General features: G+C 70.5%; 19 protein-coding genes and 1 pseudogene. 17 read left to right on the top strand and 3 right to left on the bottom strand.

Annotated features, from left to right (window positions below; translation table 11 throughout):
- Positions 1-18: 18 nt before the first annotated feature.
- Positions 19-708 (top strand): ATP-dependent Clp protease proteolytic subunit, encoded by a 690-nt coding sequence (locus ACFYNP_RS09175; protein ID WP_100579697.1) that lies wholly within the window; start codon positions 19-21, stop codon positions 706-708.
- A 176-nt stretch (positions 709-884) separates the two neighbouring features.
- Complete coding sequence (gene clpX, locus ACFYNP_RS09170) at positions 885-2,177, top strand: ATP-dependent Clp protease ATP-binding subunit ClpX (protein WP_100579698.1); 1,293 nt, start codon at positions 885-887, stop codon at positions 2,175-2,177.
- An 85-nt stretch (positions 2,178-2,262) separates the two neighbouring features.
- Here clpX and ACFYNP_RS09165 read toward each other — a convergent pair whose 3' ends face one another.
- Entirely contained in the window at positions 2,263-3,267 is a 1,005-nt protein-coding gene (locus tag ACFYNP_RS09165; protein ID WP_388783969.1) for a hypothetical protein, read from the bottom strand.
- A 137-nt stretch (positions 3,268-3,404) separates the two neighbouring features.
- On the opposite strand from ACFYNP_RS09165, the gene ACFYNP_RS09160 reads away from it, so the two are divergent.
- Positions 3,405-6,029, top strand: coding sequence for a valine--tRNA ligase (locus ACFYNP_RS09160; protein WP_388407389.1), 2,625 nt, complete (start codon positions 3,405-3,407; stop codon positions 6,027-6,029).
- A gap of 118 nt (positions 6,030-6,147) precedes the next feature.
- On the opposite strand, the gene ACFYNP_RS09155 is transcribed toward ACFYNP_RS09160, so the two are convergent.
- Positions 6,148-6,714, bottom strand: a complete 567-nt coding sequence (locus tag ACFYNP_RS09155; RefSeq protein WP_388407392.1) for a vitamin K epoxide reductase family protein — start codon at positions 6,712-6,714, stop codon at positions 6,148-6,150.
- A gap of 131 nt (positions 6,715-6,845) precedes the next feature.
- Here ACFYNP_RS09155 and ACFYNP_RS09150 point away from each other — a divergent pair, with 131 nt between their 5' ends.
- Positions 6,846-8,006, top strand: a complete 1,161-nt coding sequence (locus ACFYNP_RS09150; protein ID WP_388407394.1) for a sensor histidine kinase — start codon at positions 6,846-6,848, stop codon at positions 8,004-8,006.
- Positions 8,007-8,024: 18 nt separating this feature from the next.
- Here the strand turns inward: ACFYNP_RS09150 and ACFYNP_RS09145 are convergent, their stop codons facing one another.
- On the bottom strand, positions 8,025-9,032 hold the full coding sequence (locus ACFYNP_RS09145) for a rod shape-determining protein (RefSeq protein WP_388783966.1): 1,008 nt from the start codon (positions 9,030-9,032) through the stop codon (positions 8,025-8,027).
- Positions 9,033-9,133: 101 nt separating this feature from the next.
- Here ACFYNP_RS09145 and ACFYNP_RS09140 point away from each other — a divergent pair, with 101 nt between their 5' ends.
- From ACFYNP_RS09140 to ACFYNP_RS09080, 13 genes and pseudogenes are all read left to right on the top strand, one after another.
- Complete coding sequence (locus ACFYNP_RS09140) at positions 9,134-10,639, top strand: bifunctional folylpolyglutamate synthase/dihydrofolate synthase (protein WP_388783963.1); 1,506 nt, start codon at positions 9,134-9,136, stop codon at positions 10,637-10,639.
- Positions 10,640-10,643: 4 nt separating this feature from the next.
- Positions 10,644-10,994, top strand: a complete 351-nt coding sequence (locus ACFYNP_RS09135; RefSeq protein ID WP_388783960.1) for a DUF4233 domain-containing protein — start codon at positions 10,644-10,646, stop codon at positions 10,992-10,994.
- Positions 10,995-11,081: 87 nt separating this feature from the next.
- The gene (gene ndk, locus ACFYNP_RS09130; protein WP_100579704.1) at positions 11,082-11,495 is read left to right on the top strand and encodes a nucleoside-diphosphate kinase; all 414 of its coding nucleotides are present in this window, start codon (positions 11,082-11,084) and stop codon (positions 11,493-11,495) included.
- A 268-nt stretch (positions 11,496-11,763) separates the two neighbouring features.
- Positions 11,764-12,783, top strand: coding sequence for a rod shape-determining protein (locus tag ACFYNP_RS09125; RefSeq protein ID WP_053727412.1), 1,020 nt, complete (start codon positions 11,764-11,766; stop codon positions 12,781-12,783).
- 124 nt (positions 12,784-12,907) lie between these two features.
- Positions 12,908-14,053 carry a rod shape-determining protein MreC gene (gene mreC / locus ACFYNP_RS09120; RefSeq protein ID WP_388783957.1) on the top strand — a complete coding sequence of 382 codons (1,146 nt, stop codon included), beginning with the start codon at positions 12,908-12,910 and terminating at the stop codon, positions 14,051-14,053.
- A 12-nt stretch (positions 14,054-14,065) separates the two neighbouring features.
- Positions 14,066-14,737: a rod shape-determining protein MreD gene (gene mreD, locus ACFYNP_RS09115; protein ID WP_388407407.1), complete on the top strand. Its 672-nt coding sequence runs from the start codon at positions 14,066-14,068 to the stop codon at positions 14,735-14,737.
- Between the two features lie 19 nt (positions 14,738-14,756).
- A complete protein-coding gene (gene mrdA, locus ACFYNP_RS09110; RefSeq protein WP_388407410.1) occupies positions 14,757-16,982 on the top strand; it encodes a penicillin-binding protein 2 in 2,226 nt (741 codons plus the stop codon).
- A gap of 4 nt (positions 16,983-16,986) precedes the next feature.
- On the top strand, positions 16,987-18,180 hold the full coding sequence (gene rodA, locus ACFYNP_RS09105; protein ID WP_388783954.1) for a rod shape-determining protein RodA: 1,194 nt from the start codon (positions 16,987-16,989) through the stop codon (positions 18,178-18,180).
- 152 nt (positions 18,181-18,332) lie between these two features.
- A complete protein-coding gene (locus tag ACFYNP_RS09100) occupies positions 18,333-19,889 on the top strand; it encodes a CHAD domain-containing protein (protein WP_388783951.1) in 1,557 nt (518 codons plus the stop codon).
- 104 nt (positions 19,890-19,993) lie between these two features.
- A complete protein-coding gene (locus ACFYNP_RS09095) occupies positions 19,994-21,919 on the top strand; it encodes a TIGR03960 family B12-binding radical SAM protein (RefSeq protein WP_388783948.1) in 1,926 nt (641 codons plus the stop codon).
- 90 nt (positions 21,920-22,009) lie between these two features.
- On the top strand, positions 22,010-23,161 hold the full coding sequence (locus ACFYNP_RS09090; protein ID WP_388783945.1) for a hypothetical protein: 1,152 nt from the start codon (positions 22,010-22,012) through the stop codon (positions 23,159-23,161).
- Positions 23,162-23,295: 134 nt separating this feature from the next.
- Entirely contained in the window at positions 23,296-24,075 is a 780-nt protein-coding gene (locus ACFYNP_RS09085; protein ID WP_388407423.1) for a TIGR03936 family radical SAM-associated protein, read from the top strand.
- A gap of 237 nt (positions 24,076-24,312) precedes the next feature.
- Positions 24,313-24,736 (top strand): annotated as a pseudogene (locus ACFYNP_RS09080) (ribonuclease E/G); the annotation flags it as partial.

Here is a 24,736-nt window from a genome sequence, read left to right as displayed (position 1 = left end):
CCACTGAACGCCACCAGGATGGTGAACACCCCCATGAGCAACTTCTCCGGCCCCTCGGCCAACGCGAGCGGCCTCTACACCGGCCCCCAGGTCGACAACCGCTACATCGTTCCGCGCTTCGTCGAGCGCACCTCGCAGGGCGTGCGCGAGTACGACCCGTACGCGAAGCTCTTCGAGGAGCGCGTGATCTTCCTCGGTGTGCAGATCGACGACGCGTCCGCCAACGACGTGATGGCGCAGCTCCTGTGCCTGGAGTCGATGGACCCGGACCGCGACATCTCCATCTACATCAACAGCCCGGGTGGTTCCTTCACCGCCCTCACGGCGATCTACGACACGATGCAGTTCGTGAAGCCCGACATCCAGACGGTCTGCATGGGCCAGGCGGCCTCCGCCGCCGCCGTCCTGCTCGCCGCCGGCACGCCGGGCAAGCGCATGGCGCTGCCGAACGCCCGCGTCCTGATCCACCAGCCCTCGGGCGGCACCGGCCGCGAGCAGCTCTCGGACCTGGAGATCGCGGCCAACGAAATCCTCCGCATGCGTACGCAGCTGGAGGACCTGCTGGCCAAGCACTCGACGACGCCGATCGAGAAGATCCGCGACGACATCGAGCGCGACAAGATCCTCACGGCCGAGGACGCGCTGGCCTACGGTCTGGTCGACCAGATCGTTTCGACCCGCAAGACGACCTCCGCCGCGGCTGCCTGAGCCGCTTCGGCGACCTTGGCGCGGTCCACGGAGAAGTGAACCGCGCCAAGGGGGGCCCGAACGAGGGCCTCGGCAAGGTACCGTCGGTAGGGGGTCTGGGGGTGTCCCCCCGGAAAACGCAGTAGGCACCAGGAGGCGGCGCACGTGGCGTCTCCCAGGCGAAGGGGAAGCACCTCGTGGCACGCATCGGTGACGGCGGCGACCTGCTCAAGTGCTCGTTCTGCGGAAAGAGCCAGAAGCAGGTGAAGAAGCTCATCGCAGGCCCCGGGGTGTACATCTGCGACGAGTGCATCGACCTCTGCAACGAGATCATCGAGGAGGAGCTGGCCGAGTCCTCCGAGGTGCGGTGGGAGGAACTTCCCAAGCCGCGCGAGATCTACGAGTTCCTTGAGGGGTACGTCGTCGGGCAGGAGCCCGCGAAGAAGGCCCTCTCGGTGGCGGTCTACAACCACTACAAGCGCGTCCAGGCCGGCGAGAACGGCGGCGGCACGGGCCGCGACGACGCGATCGAGCTCGCCAAGTCCAACATCCTGCTGCTCGGCCCCACCGGTTCCGGCAAGACGCTGCTCGCGCAGACCCTGGCGCGCATGCTCAACGTTCCCTTCGCGATCGCGGACGCGACCGCCCTCACCGAGGCCGGGTACGTCGGCGAGGACGTCGAGAACATCCTGCTCAAGCTGATCCAGGCCGCCGACTACGACGTCAAGAAGGCCGAGACCGGGATCATCTACATCGACGAGATCGACAAGGTCGCCCGCAAGAGCGAGAACCCGTCGATCACCCGCGATGTGAGCGGCGAGGGCGTCCAGCAGGCCCTGCTCAAGATCCTGGAGGGCACCACCGCCTCCGTCCCGCCGCAGGGCGGACGCAAGCACCCGCACCAGGAGTTCATCCAGATCGACACGACGAACGTGCTGTTCATCGTGGGCGGTGCCTTCTCGGGCCTGGAGAAGATCATCGAGTCCCGGGCCGGCGCCAAGGGCATCGGCTTCGGCGCGACGATCCGCTCCAAGCGGGAGATCGAGGCGAGCGACCAGTTCCAGGAGGTCATGCCGGAGGACCTGGTGAAGTTCGGGATGATCCCCGAGTTCATCGGCCGGCTGCCCGTGCTGACCTCGGTCCACAACCTCGACCGCGAGGCGCTCCTGCAGATCCTGGTCGAGCCGCGCAACGCGCTCGTCAAGCAGTACCAGCGCCTGTTCGAACTCGACGGCGTGGAGCTGGACTTCGACCGCCCGGCCCTGGAGGCCATCGCCGACCAGGCCATCCTGCGCGGCACCGGCGCGCGCGGCCTGCGCGCCATCATGGAGGAGGTCCTCCAGTCGGTGATGTACGAGGTCCCCTCCCGCAAGGACGTGGCCCGCGTCGTCATCACCGCCGACGTGGTCCGCAACAACGTCAACCCGACGCTGGTCCCGCGTGAGCCCCGCATCGTGAAGAACGACGGGCGGCACGAGAAGAGCGCGTGACGCTGCGCTTGGCCTCACCAGCACGACAGCGGGCCGCCCGGTCAACTTCCTTGACCGGGCGGCCCGTTGGCGACTTCGGGTGCCGCTAGACCTTCTGGCGGGAGGTGTTGTAGAGCGAGGCCGTCAGCTTGGCGACCTCCTCCTGGCTGGGGCCGCCACCGGTGGCGGCCTTGCCCAGGTCCACCACGTCGACGACGGCGTACGTGCTGTAGTCGGCCCAGACGCAGATCGGGATCAGGGCCTCCTTCGGCCCCTTGGCGGCCGACCCGTCGGCGCCCGAGTTGGTCAGCTTCATGTTCTGGCACTTCATCAGCGCGCCCGAGAACCCGGCCGGCTTCACGATCTTGGCCTCGCCGACGAGCTCGGCCTTGATGTTCGGGTCCTTGCTGGTGTTGTTCTTGGCGTTCACGAACGAGGCGTCGATCACCTTGGCGGGATCGGCGATGTCGCCCCAGACCCCCTGGAAGCTGAGCGCCTTGGTGGTCAGCGGGTTGGCGCTGTCACCGGCCTGGTACTGCGCGCCGACTTGCTGCGGGTTCTTGACGCCGAGGGCCTCGGCCTTGCTCTTCTGGTCGGCGGTCATGGGCGTCTTGACGTCGCCCTGGGGGCTCTTCTTGAAGTCCTCGACCGTCGCCGGCGGGGCGATCTTGTAGCCCTTCGTGCTCGCCGACACATCGCTGTTGCTCGCGCCGCCGCCCTTCGTGAGGAACCACGCCCCGCCGCCGATGACCGCGAGAGCCACGACGGCCGACGCGATGATCAGGCCCGTCTTCTTCTTCGGGGCCCCGGGCGCGGGCTGCATCGGGGCGCCGTACGGCGGCTGCTGGCCGTACGGGGGCTGCTGGGGCGGCTGGCCGTAGGGGCCGGGCTGCTGCTGCGGGTAGCCGTACGGCTGCTGCGGCGGCTGCTGCCCGTAGGGACCCGGCTGCTGCGGGGGAACGCCCTGGGGGGCCTGCTGCGGATAGCCGTAACCGGGCTGCGGCTGGCCGGGCTGCCCGTACGGATTGGGCTGCTGCGGCGGCTGCTGGCCGTACGGGCCGGGCTGCTGAGGCTGCTGGCCGCCGTACGGGCCCGGCTGGTTGTAGCTCATTGCTGGGTTCCCCCTAGGAATGCTTATCCGATCCAGACATCCTGACCGAAGAGGCGGTGGAGTGGTGCATCGGGGGGCTCACCGTTACCAAAGATTCCCGTTTCAGTACGGGCCGGTGACACCTCTAAACTGGCCCGGTGACCGAGAACTCTCAGCAGCAGAATCCAGCGCCCATCACCGAACTGCCGACCCAGTACGCGCCGGCCCAGGTAGAGGGGAAGCTGTACGAGCGCTGGGTAGAGCGCGGTTACTTCACCGCCGACGCGGGGTCCGACAAGGACCCGTACACCATCGTCATCCCGCCGCCGAACGTCACGGGCGCGCTGCACCTGGGCCACGCCTTCCAGGTCACGCTCATGGACGCGCTGACCCGCCGCAAGCGGATGCAGGGCTACGAGACGCTGTGGCTGCCCGGCATGGACCACGCGGGCATCGCCACGCAGAACAAGGTGGAGCAGCAGCTCGCCGAGGAGGGCAAGTCCCGCCAGGACCTCGGCCGGGAGGCGTTCACCGAGCGCGTCTGGCAGTGGAAGGGCGAGTACGGCGGCCGCATCCTCGGCCAGCTCAAGCGGCTCGGCGCGGGCCTCGACTGGTCGCGCGAGCGGTTCACCATGGACGAGGGCCTGTCCAAGGCCGTCCAGACCATCTTCAAGAACCTGTACGACGACGAGCTGATCTACCGGGCCGAGCGCATCATCAACTGGTGCCCGCGCTGTCTGACCGCCATCTCGGACATCGAGGTGGAGTACCAGGAGGACCCGGGCGAGCTCGTCTCGCTGAAGTACGGCGAGGGGGACGACACCCTGGTCGTCGCCACCACCCGCGCCGAGACGATGCTGGGCGACACCGCGATCGCCGTCCACCCCGACGACGAGCGCTACCGGCACCTGGTCGGCAAGCTCATCAAGCTGCCGCTGACCGACCGCTCCATCCCGGTCGTCGCGGACGCCCACGTCGACCCCGAGTTCGGCACCGGCTGCGTCAAGGTGACCCCGGCGCACGACCCGAACGACTTCGCCATCGGGCAGCGGCACAACCTCGACTCGATCACGGTCATGGACGAGCGCGGGGTCATCACGGTCCCGGGTCCCTTCCAGGGCCTGGACCGCTACGAGGCCCGTTCGGCGATCGTCGGCGCGCTCAAGGAGCAGGGCCGCATCGTCGCCGAGAAGCGCCCCTACATGCACTCGGTCGGCCACTGCTCGCGCTGCAAGACCACCGTCGAGCCGCGCCTGTCGATGCAGTGGTGGGTCAAGGTCGGCCCGCTCGCGCAGGCCGCCGGTGACGCGGTCCGCGACGGCCGGGTCAGGATCCACCCCGAGGACATGTCGAAGCGGTACTTCGACTGGGTCGACAACATGCACGACTGGTGCATCTCGCGCCAGCTGTGGTGGGGCCACCGCATCCCGATCTGGTACGGCCCCGAGGGCCAGGTCGTCTGCGTCGGACCCGACGACGAGATCCCGACCGGCGAGGGCTGGCACCAGGACCCCGACGTCCTGGACACCTGGTTCTCCTCCGGCCTGTGGCCGTTCTCCACGCTGGGCTGGCCGGAGAAGACCGCCGACCTGGAGAAGTTCTACTCGACCGACGTCCTGCTCACCGGCCACGACATCATCTTCTTCTGGGTCGCCCGGATGATGATGTTCGGCCTGTACGCGATGGACGGCGAAGTCCCGTTCAAGACGGTCGCGTTGACCGGTCTGGTCCGTGACGAGTTCGGCAAGAAGATGTCGAAGTCCAACCCGAACGCGGTCGACCCGCTGGACTGGATGGACAACTACGGTTCGGACGCGGTCCGTTTCACCCTCGCCAAGGGCGCCAACCCCGGTGCGGACGTGCCGATCGGCGAGGACTGGGTCCAGGCGTCCCGCAACTTCGCCAACAAGATCTGGAACGCCACGCGTTTCGCGCTGATGAACGGCGCGACCGTCGAGGGCGAACTCCCGCCCGTGGAGCAGCTGTCGGCGACCGACCGCTGGATCCTGTCGCGGCTGAACAAGACCGTGGCCGAGGTCGACGCGTACTACGAGGACTACCAGTTCGCCAAGCTCAGCGAGGCGCTCTACCACTTCGCGTGGGACGAGGTCTTCGACTGGTACGTCGAGCTGTCGAAGACGACGTTCTTCGCGGGCGGCGAGCAGGCGAAGGTCTCGGGCCGGGTCCTGGGCGAGGTCCTCGACGTGATGCTGCGGGTCCTGCACCCGGTCGTCCCGTTCGTCACCGACACCCTGTGGACGACGCTGACCGGCGGCGAGTCCCTCGTGATCGCCGACTGGCCCAAGGACAGCGGCTTCCGCGACGAGGCCGCCGAGCGCGAGATCGAGCTGGTCCAGCAGGTCGTCACCGAGGTCCGCCGCTTCCGTTCCGACCAGGGCCTCCAGCCCGGCCAGAAGGTCCCGGCCGAGCTCACCCTGACCGGCACCGCGCTGGCCCCGCACGAGGCGGCCATCCGTCAGCTCCTTCGCCTCCAGCCGGCCGGCGAGGGCTTCCACGCCACCGCCTCGCTGCCGGTCGCGGGTGCCACGGTCGCGCTCGACCTGTCGGGCACGATCGACGTCGAGGCCGAGCGCAAGCGCCTGACCAAGGACCTCGGCGCGGCCGAGAAGGAGAAGGCGGACGCCAACAAGAAGCTCGGCAACGAGGCCTTCCTCGCGAAGGCCCCGGACAACGTGGTCGACAAGATCCGCACCCGGCTCGCCAAGGCCGAGGCCGACATCGAGCGCATCGGCAACCAGATCGCGAGCCTGCCGCAGGCCTGATCGCAACGCCGTACCGAGACGAGAAGGCCCCCGGGACCAGATCCCGGGGGCCTTCCCCGTGCGCACGCCCGGATCCAGCCCGGATTCAGCCCGGATTCGGCCCGGATTCAGCCCGGATTCAGAACAGCCGGTCGCCGAACTCCGCCCACACCAGCGCCGCCACCACCGCGTACATCGCCAGCGGCACCAGCCAGTGCGGCGCCACCCGGCGCACCCAGGAGCGGGGCCGGGCCACGTGCCGGGTGACGTACCAGAACAGCGGGATCATCACCGCCCACACCAGCAGGCACCACGGGCACAGCGCGCCGATGACGTACAGGCACTGGCCGATCAGCCACACCGTGAAGGCGAAGCCCGCCGTGACACCCGCCCAGACGCCCAGCCAGAGCCACCGGGGAAACTCCGCGCCCGCGACCAGCGCGAGCCCCAGCGCCGCGAGGGCCGCGAACGCGCCCACGCCGAGCAGCATGTTGGGGAAGCCGAGCAGATTGCCCTGCCAGGTGTCCATCACGTCGCCGCAGCTGAGCACCGCGTTGATGTTGCAGCCGGGGGAGAAGGCCGGGTTCTCCAGGGTGTGGACGCGGTCCGCGGTCAGCGCCGCGGAGGCGAGGGTGCCGAGCAGTCCGCCGATCAGCAGGAGCAGGCCGGTGCCGCGCGCCGAACGGCCGGGGGAGGAGGCAGGCATGGGAACCACGCTAGGGATCCGTGCGGCCACCGGGGGAGGGTCGAAGGGACCGTAACCACGTGCGACATATCACTAAATTTGGGCCGTTCGGCTCAGCCGATCGGGCCCAAAGACCTTGGATGATGGAAGGCATGCACACCCCGCCCTCCCCCTCCGCGCCGCAGCGCGCGCTGGCGGCGGCGCGTGCCGTGAGCACACGCTGGGTGGGCGACCAACGCGCCCTGGACGCGCTGATCGCGCTGAGCTGCTTCGGTCTGATGGTCCTGGACGTGCCGGGCCTGGCCAAGGCCGACAACTCCCTCAACAGTTACACCGCCCCGCCCGTTCTGGCGGTGGGCGCGGCGACGCTGCTCCTGCGGCGCCGGTGGCCGTGGCTGCCGTATCTGGTCTCGCTGCTCTTCCTGGGCTGGCTGCACCAGCTGAACCTGGTCCAGTTCGCGCTGTACTCGGTCGGCCGCTTCCGGGGCCGGCGCGCGGGCGTCCTCGCCACCATCGGGTACATCGCGGTGGCGTACGTCCTGTTCAACCTGCCGGGCTGGCCCGACACCCGGGGCGAGACGCTCAGTTCGTTCCTGGCGATCGTGGTGCCGGTGGGGGTCCTCGCCTCCGGCGTCGGCATCTCGGCCTACCGCCACGACCTCGTGCACGAGCTGGAGGCCCAGCGGGCCGAGACGACGGCCCTCCAGGCGGTGCAGGCCGAGCGGGTCTCGGTGGCCCGGGACGTGCACGACATGGTGGGACGGGAGCTGACCATGCTCGCCGTGCGCTCCGAGGTGCTCGCGATGCGGGCCAGGAACGAGCCGCACCACAAGGACTTCGAGGAGCTCGCCGACACCGCCCGCCGGGCCCACCTCATGCTGAACGAGATCATCGTGCGGCGTGCGGACGAACGCACCGCCACGCCCGGCCTGGACGGGCTGCCCGTGCTGGCGGAGGAGAGCCGGAGCGCGGGCACCCCGGTCGGCCTCGACATAGAGGAGGCCGCGCACCGGCTGTCCCCGCTGCGGCAGGCGGCCGTCTACCGGGTCGTGCAGGAATGCCTGACCAACTCGGTCAAGCACGCCCGGGGCGAGCCCGTCGCGGTGACGATCCGGCTCGCGGCGGGAGACCTCGTGGTGACGGTGCAGAACCCGCTGCCGCGCTCGGCCCCGGTGAAGGACCCGGTCTCCACGGGGACCGGGACCTTCTCGATGCGGGAGCGGGTGGAGAGCATGGGCGGTTCGCTCGCCACGACCCGTACCGACACCACGTACGAGGTGCGGGCGACGCTTCCGGCGGGCACGGTCGGCTGACCGGGCCCGCCCCGGCGCCTACGTGCCGACGAGCAGCTTCTGCAACTGGTCGAAGTCCTCCACGCACTTGCCCGAGCCGAGTGCCACGCAGTCCAGCGGGTCGTCCGCCACGAACACCGGGATGCCGGTCGCCGACGCCATCCGCAGATCGAGGCCGGGCAGCAGGGCGCCGCCGCCGGTCAGGACGATGCCGTGCTCCATCACATCGCCGGACAGCTCCGGCGGACACTCCTCCAGGGTGACCTTCACCGCCGCGATGATCGACTCGACCGGCTCGTCCAGCGCGGCCCGCACCTCGCGTGCGGTCAGCGACAGCGTCTTGGGCAGGCCGCCCACCTTCTCGCGGCCCCGGATCGTGAAGGCCCGCTCCTCCAGTTCCTCCTGGCCCGGCACCGGCCACGCCGACCCGATCGCGCACTTGACGTCCTCGGCGGTGCGCTCGCCTATGAGCAGCGAGTGCTCCTTGCGTACGTAGTCGGTGATCGCGGTGTCCAGGCGGTCGCCGCCCACCCGCAGGGACTGCGAGGTCACGATGCCGCCGAGCGAGATCACGGCCACCTCGGTGGTGCCGCCGCCGATGTCCACCACCATCGAGCCGCGCGGCTCCGCGACCGGAAGCCCGGCCCCGATGGCCGCCGCCATGGGCTCCTCGATGAGGTGCACGGCCTTAGCACCGGAGCGCTGGGCGGCGTGCACGATCGCGCGCCGCTCCACCGGCGTCACCCCGCTCGGCACGCACACCACCATGCGGGTGCGCGGACGGCGGCCCGGTACCGCCTTCTTCACGAAATGCCGGATCATTTCCTCCGCGGCCTCGTAGTCGCTGATCACGCCGTCCCGCAGCGGCCGGATCGCGGTGATCGAGCCGGGGGTGCGGCCGATGGTCTCCTTGGCCTCCGTGCCGACGGCGAGGGCCGTGCGACCGCCCTCCTTCATCGCCACCACGGACGGCTCGTTGAGCACGATGCCCTGCCCCCTGGCGTACAGAAGCGTGTTGGCGGTGCCGAGGTCGATCCCTATGTCCATGATCGCCAAGTTTGCCCGGAGAGCCTGTGGGACCCGGGGGCCGAACGTCCCGAAAGGGGCGGGTCCAAGGTCCTGTCGGTACCCCTCCGTAGACTGGACCCGTGACCGAGCAGCCCGACCGCAGTGAAGCCGATGACTTCGACGGAATCGTCGAAGCCGAGACCGATAGAGACCCCGACCTGGCGGTGATCGAGGCCGGCAGCCGCACCCTGCGCACCCACGGCGTCCAGCCGCAGGGCGAAGCCGTGCCGGGCCGCCCGGCCGACCCCGAGGTGGACGCGGCGCTCCGCGCGGTCGAGACCGAGCTGGCGGGCCGCTGGGGCGAGACCAAGCTGGAGCCGTCCGTCACCCGGATCGCCGCCCTGATGGACGTCCTCGGGGAGCCGCAGCGCGCCTACCCGACGATCCACATCACCGGCACCAACGGCAAGACGTCCACCGCCCGCATGATCGAGGCCCTGCTCGGCGCCTTCGAGCTGCGCACCGGGCGCTACACCTCGCCGCACATCCAGTCGATCACCGAGCGGATCAGCCTGGACGGCCTGCCCATTCCCGCCGAGCGCTTCATCGAGACGTACGACGACATCAAGCCGTACGTCGAGATGGTCGACGCCCGGGAAGAGTTCCGGCTCTCCTTCTTCGAGGTCCTCACCGGCATGGCGTACGCGGCCTTCGCGGACGCGCCGGTGGACGTGGCCGTCGTCGAGGTCGGCATGGGCGGCACCTGGGACGCGACGAACGTCATCGACGCCGGCGTCGCCGTCGTCACCCCCATCGACCTGGACCACACCGACCGGCTCGGCAGCACGACCGCCGAGATCGCCACGGAGAAGTCCGGGATCATCAAGCAGGACGCGACGGTGATCCTGGCCCAGCAGCCGGTGGACGCGGCGCAGGTCATGCTGAAGAAGGCCGTCGAGAAGGACGCCACGGTGGCCCGCGAGGGCATGGAGTTCGGCATCGTGAGCCGCGAGGTCGCCGTCGGCGGCCAGCTCCTGACGCTGCGCGGCCTCGGCGGCGAGTACGAGGACGTCTTCCTGCCGCTGTACGGCGCCCACCAGGCGCACAACGCGGCCGTCGCGCTCGCCGCGGTCGAGGCGTTCTTCGGCGTCGGCTCGCAGCAGCCGGGCCCGCTCGACCTCGACACGGTCCGCAAGGCGTTCGCCTCCGTCGTCTCGCCCGGCCGCCTGGAGGTCGTGCGCCGCTCGCCGACCGTGGTGCTGGACGCCGCGCACAACCCGGCGGGCGCGCGGGCCACGGCGGACGGCCTGACCGAGGCGTTCGGCTTCTCGCGGCTGATCGGCGTGGTCGCCGCCAGCGCAGACAAGGACGTCAAGGGGCTGCTCGAAGCGTTCGAGCCGGTCTTCGCCGAGGTCGTGGTCACCGCCAACGCCTCCATGCGCTCCATGGACGTGGACGAGCTGGCCGCGCTCGCCGTCGAGGTCTTCGGCGACGAGCGGGTCGTGGTCGAGCCCCGCCTGGACGACGCCATCGAGGCCGCCATCACCCTGGCCGAGGAGGAGGACGAGTACGCGGGCGCGGGCGTCCTCGTCACCGGCTCCGTGTTCACGGTCGGCGACGCCCGGCTGCTGCTGAAGAGGGGCTGACCCGATGCGTACGCTCTGCGCGTCCACCCTGATCGGTGAATTCTTCGTGATCGCCTTCGCGGGCCTGGTCGCGATGAAGGACCCCGACCTCGCCACCACCACGGTGTGGACGGTGTGCGGCATCGGCATGCTGGTCTCGGTGCTGCTCTGCGGGATGCTCGGCCGGCGCGGTGGCGTCGAGCTCGGCTGGGCGCTCCAGATCGCCCTGATCGCGAGCGGTTTCGCCGTGCCGCTGATGTTCTTCATGGGCGCCCTGTTCGCCGCCCTGTGGTGGGCGTCGGTGCACTACGGCCGCAAGATCGACGAGGCCAAGGCGAGATTCGCGGCCCAGGCCGAGGCCCAGCCACAGGCCTGAGCTGCGCCGGCGGGACCGGGTGTCGGGCCTTCGGCTACACCCGGTAATCTCGGCGGACCGCACACGTTTGCCAAGGAGCCGCACACCATGACGCAGCGCACCCTCGTCCTCCTCAAGCCGGACGCCGTCCGCCGCTCGCTGGTCGGGGAGATCATCGGCCGCATCGAGCGCAAGGCCGAGTGGCAGATCACCGCCCTTGAGCTGCGCACGCTGGATCAGGACACCCTGGAGCAGCACTACGGCGAGCACAAGGGCAAGCCCTTCTACGAGCCGCTCGTGGCGTTCATGTCCTCGGGTCCGGTCGTGGCCCTGGTCGTCGAGGGTGAGCGCGTCATCGAGGGTGTACGCCAGTTGGCGGGTCCCACCGACCCGATCGCGGCGGCCCCCGGCTCCATTCGTGGCGACTTCGGCACCATCGTCCGGGAAAACCTCATCCACGCCTCGGACTCCGAGGAGTCCGCGGAGCGAGAACTGAAGATTTTCTTCCCGGGCCGCAGCTGACCCGTTTACTGACGCGATGTCAGCCATATAGCGCTCACTACCTGGGGCGACCGAAGGAATTTCGGTCGTCCCCGGGCATATGCGGGACGACTTCGGGAACGCATCGCCCCGACACGACGTCACCAATACTGAGGTGGACCACCGCGCCGTGTCCGTGCAGGCCGGACTACGATGGGCCCTCACGCTCAACGCACCCACCTCGCCGACCTGAGAAGCCGTCAACGCTCGATTAGGGAAGGCCGGACGCATCCTCATGGGGAGCAACAAAATGTCGTTCATCGGCCGTGACATGGCTGTCGACCTCGGGACCGCCAACACGCTGGTGTACGTCAGGGGCCGCGGAATCGTCCTGAACGAGCCGTCCGTCGTCGCCATCAACACCAACACCGGCGGCATCCTGGCGGTCGGCGCGGAAGCCAAGAAGATGATCGGCCGTACGCCGGGCAACATCGTCGCCGTACGGCCCCTGAAGGACGGCGTGATCGCCGACTTCGAAATCACCGAGCGGATGCTCCGCTACTTCATCCTGAAGATCCACAAGCGCCGGTACCTGGCCCGCCCGCGCGTCGTGGTCTGTGTGCCCTCGGGCATCACAGGAGTCGAGCGCCGCGCCGTCATCGAGGCCTCCACCCAGGCGGGCGCCCGCCAGGTGCACATCATCGAGGAGCCCATGGCCGCGGCCATCGGCTCGGGCCTGCCGGTCCACGAGGCCACCGGCAACATGGTCGTCGACATCGGCGGCGGCACCACCGAGGTCGCCGTGATCTCGCTCGGCGGAATCGTCACGGCCCAGTCGATCCGGGTCGCGGGCGACGAGCTCGACAACGCGATCATCCAGCACATCAAGAAGGAGTACTCGCTCCTCCTCGGTGAGCGGACCGCGGAGCAGATCAAGATCACGATCGGTTCCGCGTACGACCTCGACAAGGACGAGCACACCGAGATCCGCGGCCGCGACCTCGTCTCCGGCCTGCCGAAGACCGTCGTGATCTCCGCGGCCGAGGTGCGCAAGGCGATCGAGGAACCCGTCAACGCGATCGTCGACGCCGTCAAGACGACGCTCGACAAGTGCCCGCCGGAGCTCTCCGGCGACATCATGGACCGCGGCATCGTGCTGACCGGCGGTGGCGCCCTGCTGCGCGGCCTGGACGAGCGGCTGCGCCGCGAGACCGGCATGCCGATCCACATCGCCGAGGACCCGCTGGACTCCGTCGCCCTCGGGTCCGGCAAGTGCGTGGAGGAGTTCGAAGCACTCCAGCAGGTGCTCGACGCGCAGCCCCGCCGATAGCCCCCCGGGGCCTGCTGTCCGCCGTATGGGTCACTGCCGACCCGTACGGCGGATCGTTGATATACAGATCGAAGAGATCTTGTAGATCACCCACATTCCTACGAGGAAGGCACGGCCGCCGCACGTGAGGGACACACGAGAGAGCCGGCTGCTCCTGGTACTGCTGATCGCCGTGGCGTTCGCGCTGATCACGGTGGACATCAGAGGCGGGGCGAATTCACCGGTGGACGGTGCCCGGCACGCCGCCGCCGCCGTCTTCGGCCCGGTGGAGAACGGGGTCGCGGCCGCGGTCGACCCGGTCGGCAACGCGATCGGCGCGGTGCGCGACTCCGGCAAGCGCCACGACCGGATCTCCACCCTTCAGGCCGAGAACGAGGCCCTCAAGCAGAAACTCGGCAGCGACGCCCGCAACCGCAGCCGCCTGAACCAGCTCGACGCGATGCTGAAGACCGCGGGCGAAGGCCAGTACGGCATCAAGGCCGCCCAGGTCGTCGCCATAGGAGCGGCCCAGGGCTTCTCCTGGACGGTCACCATCGACGCCGGGTCCAACGACGGCATCAAGCGCGACATGACGGTCCTCAACGGCGACGGCCTGGTCGGCCGGGTCACCACCGTCGGCCCCTCCACCTCGACCGTGCTGCTCGCCAACGACCCCGACTTCACCGTCGGCACCCGTATGGAGAGCAGCGACGAGCTGGGCTTCGCCACCGGGCACGGCGACCGGCCGCTGTCGGTCCAGCTCCTCAACGGCAAGGCCAAGGTCAACCCCGGCGACCGCCTGGTGACCTTCGGCTCCCAGGCCGACAAGCCGTTCGTGCCCGGTGTCCCCGTCGGCGAGGTCGTCAAGGTCGACCCCTCGGGCGGCGACCTCACGCGCACCATCTACGTACGCCCCTACGTCGGCTTCACCAAGCTCGACATCGTCGGCGTCGTCGTCCAGGCCCCGCGCACCGACCCGCGCGACCAGGTACTGCCCGCCAAGCCCAAGCCGACGCCGATCCCGACGGTCACCGTCACGGCCACCCCGTCCGGGAACCCGACCCCGAACGACCTGGCCAACAACGAGATCACCGGCCCGAACGCGAACGCCAACGGCACCCCGGACCCGAACGCGAAGCCGAGCCCGCCCGCCGGCAACGCCAACCCCCCGGCCGGGCAGGCCAACCCTCCGAACGGGAACGCCAATCCTCCGAACGGGAACGCCAATCCGAATCCCAACAACGGTGATCCGAACGGCCAAGGCAACGCCAACGCCGACGGCGAGCAGTAGGAGCTGATCCAGATGCGTGTCAACAGGGTCATCCTCTCCGCCGCCCTGGTCGTGATCGCCCTCGTCATCCAGGTGAGCGTCCTCGCCCGCCTCCAACTGCCCGGCGCCGTACCGGACCTCGTGCTCCTCACCGTGCTCGGCCTGGCGCTGGTCTACGGCCACCTCGGCGGCGCCTTCGTCGGATTCGGCGCCGGTCTGCTCACCGACCTCGCCCCGCCCGCCGACCACGCGGCCGGACGCTACGCCCTCGTCCTGTGCGTGATCGGCTACCTCGCCGGGCTCGCCAAGCCCGACCACGGCCGGCTGCGCAGCGCGGCCGGGCCGATGCTGGTGGTGGTCGGCGCGGCCATCGGCTCGACGCTGCTCTACGCCACCGTCGGCGCCCTGGTGGGGGACACCGCGGCCCGCCATGTCGGCCTGCCCAGCCTGCTGTTCACGGCCGCCGTCTACGACCTCCTGCTCGCGCCGTTCACGGTCCCGCTGATCATGGCGATCGCCCGGCGGGCCGAGAACGATCCCCTCGGCGAGACCGGCGGCAGCAGCTCCAAGAGCAACATCACCGCCGGCTGGTTCGCCGGCGGCACCGGCCTGCGCATCGGCGGCCAGCGCGGCGGCCTGCGCGTCAAGGCCGCCAGGAACAGAGCGGCCCGCGCCGGTCGCATCAAGGGCGTCAAGCGTCTGTGAACCAGGGGGTCGTCAAGGCATGAGCAACATTCCCGAGACCGGCCGCACCCCCCGGGTGCAGATCCGGCTCGTCATCATCCAGGTCCTGGTCTTCTCGCTGCTGCTCACGCTGGGCGGCCGCCTGTGGTACCTCCAGATCCGCAACGGCCAGGAGTACGAGGACGAGGCGAAGAACAACCACGTCCAGCAGGTCGTCCAGCCCGCCGTGCGCGGCTCGATCCTGGACGCCCGGGGCGTGCCGCTGGCCGACAACGAGACTCGACTGGTGGTCTCGGCCTCGCGCACCGACCTGTCGAAGATGCCGGACCGGGGCAAGGCCGTCCTGACCCGGCTCGCCGGAGTGCTCGGCATGAAGCCGCAGGACGTCATGGACAAGGTCAGGCTCTGCGACGCCAAGACCCCCAAGCCGTGCTGGAACGGCTCGCCCTACCAGCCGATCCCGGTGACGGACAAGGCGACCACCCAGCAGGCCCTGCAAATCCGCGAACGCTCCGAGGACTTCCCCGGCATCACCGCCGACCCCACGGCCGTGCGCCGCTACCCCGCGCCCGGCAAGGCCAACACCTCCCAGGTGCTCGGCTACCTCTCGCCCGTCACCGACGACGAGATCACCAAGGCGAAGGACAGCGATTCGCCCTACCTGCGCTCCGACCAGGTGGGCCGCTCGGGCCTTGAGCGCACGTACGACAAGCAGTTGCGCGGCAAGGCCGGTATCACCCGGTACGAGGTCGACAACCTCGGGCGGGTCATCGGGCAGGCGCAGAGCGACAAGGCGCAGCCCGGCGCGAATGTCGTGACGTCGATAGACGCACGGGTCCAAGCGGTCGCCGAGTACGAGCTGGACTACGCGATGAAGGAGGCCCGCCAGCAGTTCGACAAGATCACGAACGAGAACTACAAGGCGGACTCCGGCGCGGTCGTGGTCATGGAGGCCAAGACCGGACGCGTCGTCGCGATGGCCTCGGCGCCGACCTACGACCCGAACGTGTGGGTCGGCGGGATCTCCGCCAAGGACTACCAGGCGCTCACCGGCAAGGACAGCGACTATCCGTTGCTGAACCGGGCCATACAGGGTCAGGCCGCGCCCGGTTCGACGTTCAAGGTGGTCTCCACGGCCGCCGCCGTCGAGGCCGGTTACAAGTGGGACGGTGGCTACCCCTGCACCAGCTCGTACTCCGTGGGCGGGCAGGTCTTCAAGAACTTCGAGGGGGAGAGCTTCGGTCCGATCTCGCTCGGCCGTGCTCTGGAGGTGTCCTGCGACACCGTCTTCTACGGGCTCGCGGACAACGAGTGGAAGAAGGACGGCGGGATCAACCCGAAGAAGGGCCAGCCCAAGGACTACTTCTACAAGGCGGCCCACCAGTTCGGCCTCGGCAAGGTCACCGGCGTGGACCTGCCCAACGAGGTCACCGGCCGCGTCCCCGACCGGCAGTGGAAGGAAGCCCTCTTCGCGTCCATGAAGGACAGCTGGTGCAAGACCGGCAAGAAGGACGGCACCTACGTCGAGAAGATCGCGTACGAGAACTGCCTCGAAGGCAACAAGATGCGCGAGGGCGACTCGATCAACTACTCCATCGGCCAGGGCGACACCCTCGTCACGCCGATCCAGGAGGCCATGATCTACGGGGCGATCGCCAACGGCGGCACCATGCACGCCCCGACCATCGGCAAGGCGATCATCAGCGCCGACGGAAAGTCCGTGCAGGAGATCAAGCCGAAGGTCAACGGCAGGCTGCCGGTCTCCCAGGCCACCCTCGACGGCTTCAACAAGGCGCTCGCGGGCGTCGTCACCAGCGGTACCGCGGCCTGGAAGTTCCAGGGCTGGCCGCAGGACAAGATCGAGCTGCACGCCAAGACCGGCACCGCCGAGGTCTACGGGAAGCAGACCACCTCCTGGCTCGCCACGTACTCCAAGGACTACACGGTCGTCATGACGATCGCCCAGGCCGGTACGGGTTCCGGCGCCTCCGGTGAGGCCGTGCGCAAGATCTACGAGGCGATGTACGGCATCGACGACGCCGGCCACCAGGACCTCAAGCGCGCCATGCTCCCCGAGCCCGAGAAGTCCCTGCCCAAGATCCAGCCCGACGGCTCCATCGACGCGCCGACGGTCGCCGCCTACGACCCGAACGCCGGCAAGACCAAGGACAAGCAGCAGCCCGGCGGCCAGCAGCCCAACGGCCAGCAGCAGCCGGCCAACCCGCCGGCCACCAACGTCGACAACCGCAACCCGCGGAGGGACTAGCGCCATGGCAGGTTTCTCCGTCCCGCGTTACGCCCCCAAGGAACGCGGCGCCTTCGCCAAGCTGACCGCCCGGGACTCGGTGGTGCGCCGGCTCGACTGGCCGCTGCTCCTCGCGGCCCTCGCGCTCTGCTTCATCGGCTCGCTCCTGGTGTGGTCCGCCACCCGCAACCGCACCAACATCAACCAGGGCGACCCGTACTACTTCCTGATCCGGCACGCCATGAACGCCGGCATCGGGCTCTGCCTGATGGTCGGCACCATCTGGCTCGGCCACCGCACCCTGCGCGGGGCGGTGCCCATCCTGTACGGGCTCTCCATCCTGCTGCTGCTCGCGGTGCTCTCGCCGCTCGGCGCCACCGTCAACGGCGCGCACTCCTGGATCGTGCTCGGCGGCGGATTCTCCCTCCAGCCCTCCGAGTTCGCGAAGATCGCGATCATCCTGTGCATGGCGATGCTGCTCGCCGCCCGCGTCGACGCAGGCGACCAGCCGCACCCCGACCACCGCACGGTGATGAAGGCCCTCGGCCTCGCGATGATCCCGATCGGCTGCATCATGCTGATGCCCGACCTCGGCTCCACCATGGTCATCGTGGTGATCATCCTCGGCGTGCTGCTGTCCTCCGGAGCCTCCAACCGCTGGATCTTCGGGCTGCTCGGCGCGGGCGTGGTCGGCGCGGTCCTCGTCGCCGCCCTCGGGATACTGGACAAGTACCAGATCAACCGCTTCGCGGCCTTCGCCAACCCCAACCTCGACCCGGCCGGCGTCGGCTACAACACCGGCCAGGCCAGGATCGCGATCGGCTCCGGCGGACTGACCGGCACCGGGCTCTTCAAGGGCTCCCAGACCACCGGCCAGTTCGTGCCCGAACAGCAGACGGACTTCGTGTTCACCGTCGCCGGAGAGGAACTCGGCTTCGTCGGCGCGGGCCTGATCATCGTGCTCATCGGCGTCATCCTGTGGCGGGCCTGCCGCATCGCCCGCGAGACGACCGAGCTGTACGGCACCATCGTCGCCGCCGGCATCATCGCCTGGTTCGCCTTCCAGTCCTTCGAGAACATCGGCATGACCCTCGGCATCATGCCGGTCGCCGGCATCCCGCTGCCCTTCGTCTCCTACGGCGGGTCCTCGATGTTCGCGGTGTGGGTCGCCATAGGGCTGCTCCAGTCGATCCGGGTGCAGCGGCCCATAACGGCCTAGCGGCCTAGCGGCCTGGCGGCCTGGCGGCCTGGCGGCCTGGCGGCCTGGCGGGACAACGGCCTGGCGGCCTGGCGGGCAGGGGCACCGGACCGGCGGAGGTTGGCCGGTCCGGCGCCCTGCCGCAGGGCGCCGATCGCGTCTAGGGTCGGTACATGGCGGACACGAAACGCGAGATCGAGCGGAAATTCGAGTTCCCCACCGCGGTCGGGGACCCGGTCCGGCTCCCCGACCTGACCAGAGTCCCCGGCATCGCACGCGTCGTCGACCAAGGCGTCGTCGACCTCGACGCCGTCTACTACGACACCCCGGACCTGCGCCTGGACGCCGGCTCACTCACCCTGCGCCGCAGAACGGGCGGCGCCGACGCCGGCTGGCACCTGAAGTTCCCCGTCGCCAAGGGCATCCGCGACGAGGTGCGCGCCCCGCTCTCCGACGCACTGCCGCCGGAGCTCGCCGCCCTGCTGCGCTCCCGCGTCCGCGACGCCCAACTCGCCCCCGTGATAAGGCTGTTGTCGTCCCGCGCCGTCTCCCGTCTGCTGGCCGACGACGGCACCCCGCTCGCCGAGCTCAGCGTCGACACCGTCAGCGCCCAAGGGCTCGCCGAGGGCGCCTCCGGCACCACCTGGACCGAGATCGAGGTCGAGCTGGCCGACGCCGTCCACGACGAGAGCATCCTGGACGGTGTGGAGAAGCATCTGCGCAAGGCGGGCATCCGGCCCTCGGCGAGCGCCTCCAAACTCGCCCGCGCCCTGCGCGAGACGGCCCCGCCGAAGCCGCACGAGGACGACGGCGGCAAGGACACCGGGCCCGCCGACGGCACCGCCGGCGCCGAAGTGCTCGGCTATCTGCGCCACCAGCGCGACGCGCTGGTCGCCCACGACCCGGCCGTACGCCGTGAACTGCCCGACGCCGTCCACCAGATGCGGGTCGCCACCCGCCGGCTGCGCAGCGCGTTCACGTCGTACGCCAAGGTCATCGACCGGTCCGTCACCGACCCCGTCGGCGAGGAACTCAGATGGCTCGCGGGCGAACTCGGCGTCGACCGCGACCGGGAAGTCCTCGCCGGACGCCTGCGCTCCCACATCGAGGCCCTGCCCGTCACCCTGCTGCTCGGCCCGGTCCGCGCCCGGCTGCGGATCTGGAGCGCCGACCGCGGCACCGGCGCCCGGCGCCGGACCCTCGCCGTCCTCGACTCCGAGCGCTACCTCACCCTGCTCGACGCCCTCGACGCGCTGCTCGCCGACCCGCCCCTGCGCCCGGCCGCCGCCCGGCCCGCCGCCGACGTCCTGCCCAAGGCCGTGCTCAAGGACCACCGGCGCCTCGCCGGCCGCATCCGCACCGCGCTCGACCTCGCCCCGGGCCACGCCCGCGACCTCGCCCTGCACGAGGCCCGCAAGGCCGCCAAACGCACCCGGTACGCCGCCGAGGCCGCGACCCCCGCGCTCGGCAAGCCCGCCAAGAAGCTCGCCAAGCGCGTCAAGGCCGTACAGAGCCTGCTCGGCGACCACCAGGACGGCGTGGTCGCCCGCGACGCCCTGCGGCTGCTCGCCGCCCGCGCCCACGCGGCCGGCGAGTCCGCGTTCACCTGGGGACTGGTGTACGGCAGGGAGGAGGCGGCGGCCGCGCTGAGCGAACGCCGGCTGCCCGAGGTGTGGGCCCGCGCCTCCCGGACGAAGCTCCGCGGGCGCCTGAGGACCGCCGGCTCGTGATCGCCGCCACGGCCGGGACGGGGGCCGGCTGATCGTCGTGCGAGGGGGCGACCCGGCTCGCGTTACGCTAGAGAGTCGCCCCCTGCCAGCCCACGAAGGTCGAGATGTCTGCCGAGTCCGTCTTCCCACAGCTCGAAGCGCTGCTCCCGCATGTGCAGAAGCCGATCCAGTACGTCGGCGGTGAGCTCAACTCCACCGTCAAGGCCTGGGACGAGTGTGACGTCCGCTGGGCGCTCATGTACCCGGACGCGTACGAGGTCGGGCTGCCCAACCAGGGCGTCATGATCCTCTACGAGGTACTGAACGAGCGCGAGGGCGTCCTCGCCGAGCGCACCTACAGCGTGTGGCCGGACATGGAACAGCTCATGCGCGAGCACAAGGTCCCGCAGTTCACGGTGGACTCGCACCGCCCGCTGCGCGCCTTCGACGTGTTCGGGCTCAGCTTCTCCACCGAGCTCGGCTACACCAACATGCTCACGGCCCTGGACCTCGCGGGCATCCCGCTGGAGTCCAAGGACCGCACCATCGACGACCCGATCGTCCTCGCGGGCGGCCACGCGGCCTTCAACCCCGAGCCGATCGCGGACTTCATCGACTGCGCGGTCATCGGCGACGGCGAGCAGGCCGTCCTCGACATGACCGAGATCATCCGCGGCTGGAAGGCCGAGGGGTGCCCGGGCGGCCGCGAAGAGGTCCTGTTCCGCCTGTCGCGGACGGGCAGCGTCTACGTTCCCGCCTTCTACGACGTCGAGTACCTGCCGGACGGCCGCATCGCCCGTGTCGTACCGAACAGGTCGGGCGTGCCGTGGCGGGTCTCCAAGCACACCGTCATGGACCTCGACGAGTGGCCCTACCCCAAGCAGCCCCTGGTCCCGCTCGCCGAGACCGTCCACGAGCGCATGTCCGTGGAGATCTTCCGCGGCTGCACCCGCGGCTGCCGTTTCTGCCAGGCCGGCATGATCACGCGCCCCGTGCGGGAGCGAAGCATCACCGGCATCGGCGACATGGTGGAGAAGGGCCTCAAGGCGACCGGCTTCGAAGAGGTGGGTCTGCTCTCCCTCTCCTCCGCCGACCACACCGAGATCGGTGACATCGCCAAGGGCCTCGCGGACCGCTACACCGAGGACAAGATCGGCCTCTCGCTGCCCTCGACCCGCGTGGACGCCTTCAACGTCGACCTCGCCAACGAGCTGACCCGCAACGGCCGCCGCTCGGGCCTCACCTTCGCCCCCGAGGGCGGCTCCGAGCGCATGCGCAAGGTCATCAACAAGATGGTCTCCGAAGAGGACCTCATCCGTACCGTCGCGACCGCGTACGGCAACGGCTGGCGCCAGGTGAAGCTGTACTTCATGTGCGGCCTGCCCACCGAGACCGACGAGGACGTCCTCCAGATCGGTGACATGGCGGTCAACGTCATCGCCAAGGGCCGCGAGGTCTCGGGCCAGAACGACATCCGCTGCACGGTGTCGATCGGCGGCTTCGTGCCCAAGCCGCACACCCCGTTCCAGTGGGCGCCGCAGCTCAGCGCCGAGGACACCGACGCCCGCCTCACCAAGCTCCGCGACAAGATCCGCGGCGACAAGAAGTACGGCCGCTCCATCGGCTTCCGCTACCACGACGGCAAGCCCGGCATCGTCGAGGGCCTGCTCTCGCGCGGCGACCGCCGCGTGGGCTCCGTCATCCGCGCCGTCTACGAGGACGGCGGCCGCTTCGACGGCTGGCGCGAGCACTTCTCCTACGACCGCTGGATGGCCTGCGCCGACAAGACGCTCCCCGCCTTCGGCGTGGACGTCGACTGGTACACCACCCGCGAGCGCACCTACGAGGAAGTCCTGCCCTGGGACCACCTCGACTCGGGCCTCGACAAGGACTGGCTCTGGGAGGACTGGCAGGACTCGCTCGACGAGACCGAGGTCGAGGACTGCCGCTGGACGCCGTGCTTCGACTGCGGGGTGTGCCCCCAGATGGACACCAGCATCCAGATCGGCCCCACCGGCAAGAAGCTGCTGCCGCTGACGGTCAAGAACTGACCGCACCGCCCCGGGCACACCGCATCACCGACTGATCACGAAGGGCACCCCGTCGCAACGGCGGAGTGCCCTTCGTGCGTCCCTGACGGTATGGAGAACCGGTCGACCCCGCAGGGCCCCGAAGGCTGCCTCACCGTCGCGATCCGCATCCCCGTACGGATCGTGGTCCTCGTCCTCGTCGTCCCCGTCCGCATGGCGTGGGACCTGCTCGCCGCCGGTGCGAAGGCGGTGCGCCGGGTGGTACTCGTGCCGCTGTGGCGGGTGCTCGTGGTGATCCCGTTCGAGTGGTCGTACCGGTTCCTGCTGACCCCCCTCGGGCAGGGGATCACCTGGCTGGCCGGCCTGGTCGGGGCCGGATGCGTCGCGCTGGGGCGGGGGGTGGCACGGCTCGCCGTGAACCTGGTCGCGTCCCCTGCCCGATGGCTGTTCCGTACCGTCCTGGCGCCGCTCGGACGCGGCGTCGGACGGGTCGTCAGGGGAATCGGCACGGGGATCGGCCTGGCCGCCCAGGGGATCGGGTTCGTGCTCGGACGCGTGCTGTGGGCCGTCTTCGTCCGGACGCCGGCCACGCTGTGGCGCCTCCTCCACCCGCTGCTGCGCTACGGCCTGCTGGCCCCCGGCAGCTGGCTGTACCGCAACGCCCTCACCCCGCTCGGCCACGCAACCGCCTGGTTGGGCAGGGCGGTCGGGGCCGCTCTGACGGCCCTCGCGCGGGGCCTCGGCGCGCTCGTCGTGCTGCTGTTCGTGGTGCCGGTCGTGTGGGCGTACCGGCAGGTGCTCACGCCGCTCGGGCGGGCGCTCGCCGTCGTGGCGCGGGAGATCGGGCACGCGGTCGGGCACGCCTGGCGGGCCGCCGGGTTCGTGTCGCGGGCCGTCGGCCGGGGGCTCAAGTGGCTCGGCCGCAACCTCGTCGGACGGCCCCTGCGCTGGGTGTACGCCGCACTGCTCACCCCGGTCGGACACTGGGCGCGGGACACGGTGCTCCGGCCGGCCGCCCGTGCCGTACGCGGGGTCGGGCGGATCGCGGCCGACGCGGCCCGTGGCGCGGGGCACGCCGCGCGCGAAGCCCTCGCCTCGGCCCGCGAGACCGTACGCAACGCCCGGCAGGAGGCCTGGCGGGCGCTGGTCGGCGGGTCGCCCCGGGAACGGGTGGAGCACCGGGCGCGTACTCTGGGTAGTACAACTACTGCCTCCGGCGCGGTGCCCGCCCCCGAGATCTCCCTCAGCAAAACGGAGGGATGAGCCGGGTAGCGCCCCCGCCGTGACCGGAGGGACCCCCACAGGACGGTGGGCGGCGCACACCCGCGCCCGCCCCGCACCGAGGAGAAGAACCACTGGGCAAGCGACAGCCCGAAGGCCCGCCGCCCGCACCCGCGGTGCAGCGCATCCGCCTGCGCTACACCAAGCGCGGCCGCCTCCGGTTCACCAGCCACCGTGACTTCCAGCGCGCCTTCGAGCGGGCCCTGCGCCGAGCCGAGGTGCCCATGGCGTACTCGGCAGGCTTCACCCCGCACCCCAAGGTGTCGTACGCCAACGCCGCACCCACCGGCGTCGGCTCCGAGGCCGAGTACCTGGAGATCGCGCTCACCGCACAGCGCGACCCCGAGAAACTGCGCGCCCTGCTCGACGAGTCGCTGCCCACCGGGCTCGACGTCGTCGACGCCGTCGAGGTCCGCACCTCGGGCCTCGCCGACCGGCTCACCGCCTCCGTGTGGGAGCTGCGCCTGGACGGCGTCACCGTCGAGACCGCCGAGAAGGCCGTCCGGACATTCCTCGCCGCCGACACCGTCGAGGTCCAGCGCCAGACCAAGAACGGCATGCGCACCTTCGACACCAGAGGCGCCGTCGCCGACCTCCAGGCGCTTCCTCCGCAGGCCGATAGGCCTCTCGGCGACGCCTGTGCGATACTGCGGCTGGTAGTGCGGCACCTGACACCTGCCGTACGACCCGACGACGTCCTGTCCGGTCTCCGAGCTGTGGCCGACCTGGCGCCGCCGGTCCCCGCAGCGGTGACCAGGCTGGCGCAGGGGCTCTTCGACGAGGAGTCCGGCACGGTGACCGACCCGCTCGCGCCCGACCGCGAGGCAGCCCCGGCCGCTCCACAAACAGCCGCCGGGACCGTCTCTGCGACGGCGCCGGAAGGTCCCGCCGCGTAAGGGCGGTCGTCGTAGCGCAGCCCTGGCACTCGGGAGCCACCTGGGTCGGGCCGCGCACAGACCTAACAGACTTTCGCCAGGCCGTACGCACACCGCGTGGGGAACCGGCGAGCCAGACATAACAGCTCCCGTGCGGCGCCCGCGCCCCGGACGGCGGCACCCGCGCACACCGCGTGGGCCGTGCCGCCGGACCGGACCAGGCGCGGCGCCCGGGAGCGTGACGGGAGCTACGCCCGCATGCTTGAGCAGAACGAATCCGGTACCACCGGAGACAACGACCAGAACAGCCCCAGCGACACGCTGCCGCCGCGCCGCAGGCGCCGCGCGGCATCGCGACCCGCCGGTCCGCCGGTGGGCGCACCCGGCGCGGAGGCCGCCGACACGGCGGGAACCGCCGAGACCCCGGCACCGGCCGCCGAGCCGGTCGCACCCGCCGCCGCAGAGCCCACCGAGGCCCCCGCGCCGCGCACCCGCCGCCGCGCGACCCGCAAGGCGACCGCCCCCGCCGGCGCGCCGCAGGCCGCCGCGGAGAGCAGCGAAACCCCCGCCGCGGCCGAGGCGCCCGCCGCCGAAGAGGCCGCAGAGCCCACCGAGGCCCCCGCGCCCCGCACCCGTCGCCGTGCCACGCGCAAGGCGACGGCTCCGGCCGGTGCGCCGCAGG

Source organism: Streptomyces sp. NPDC006691 (genome assembly GCF_042869955.1).
Taxonomy (GTDB): domain Bacteria; phylum Actinomycetota; class Actinomycetes; order Streptomycetales; family Streptomycetaceae; genus Streptomyces.
This window is presented reverse-complemented; position numbering and strand designations above follow the sequence as displayed.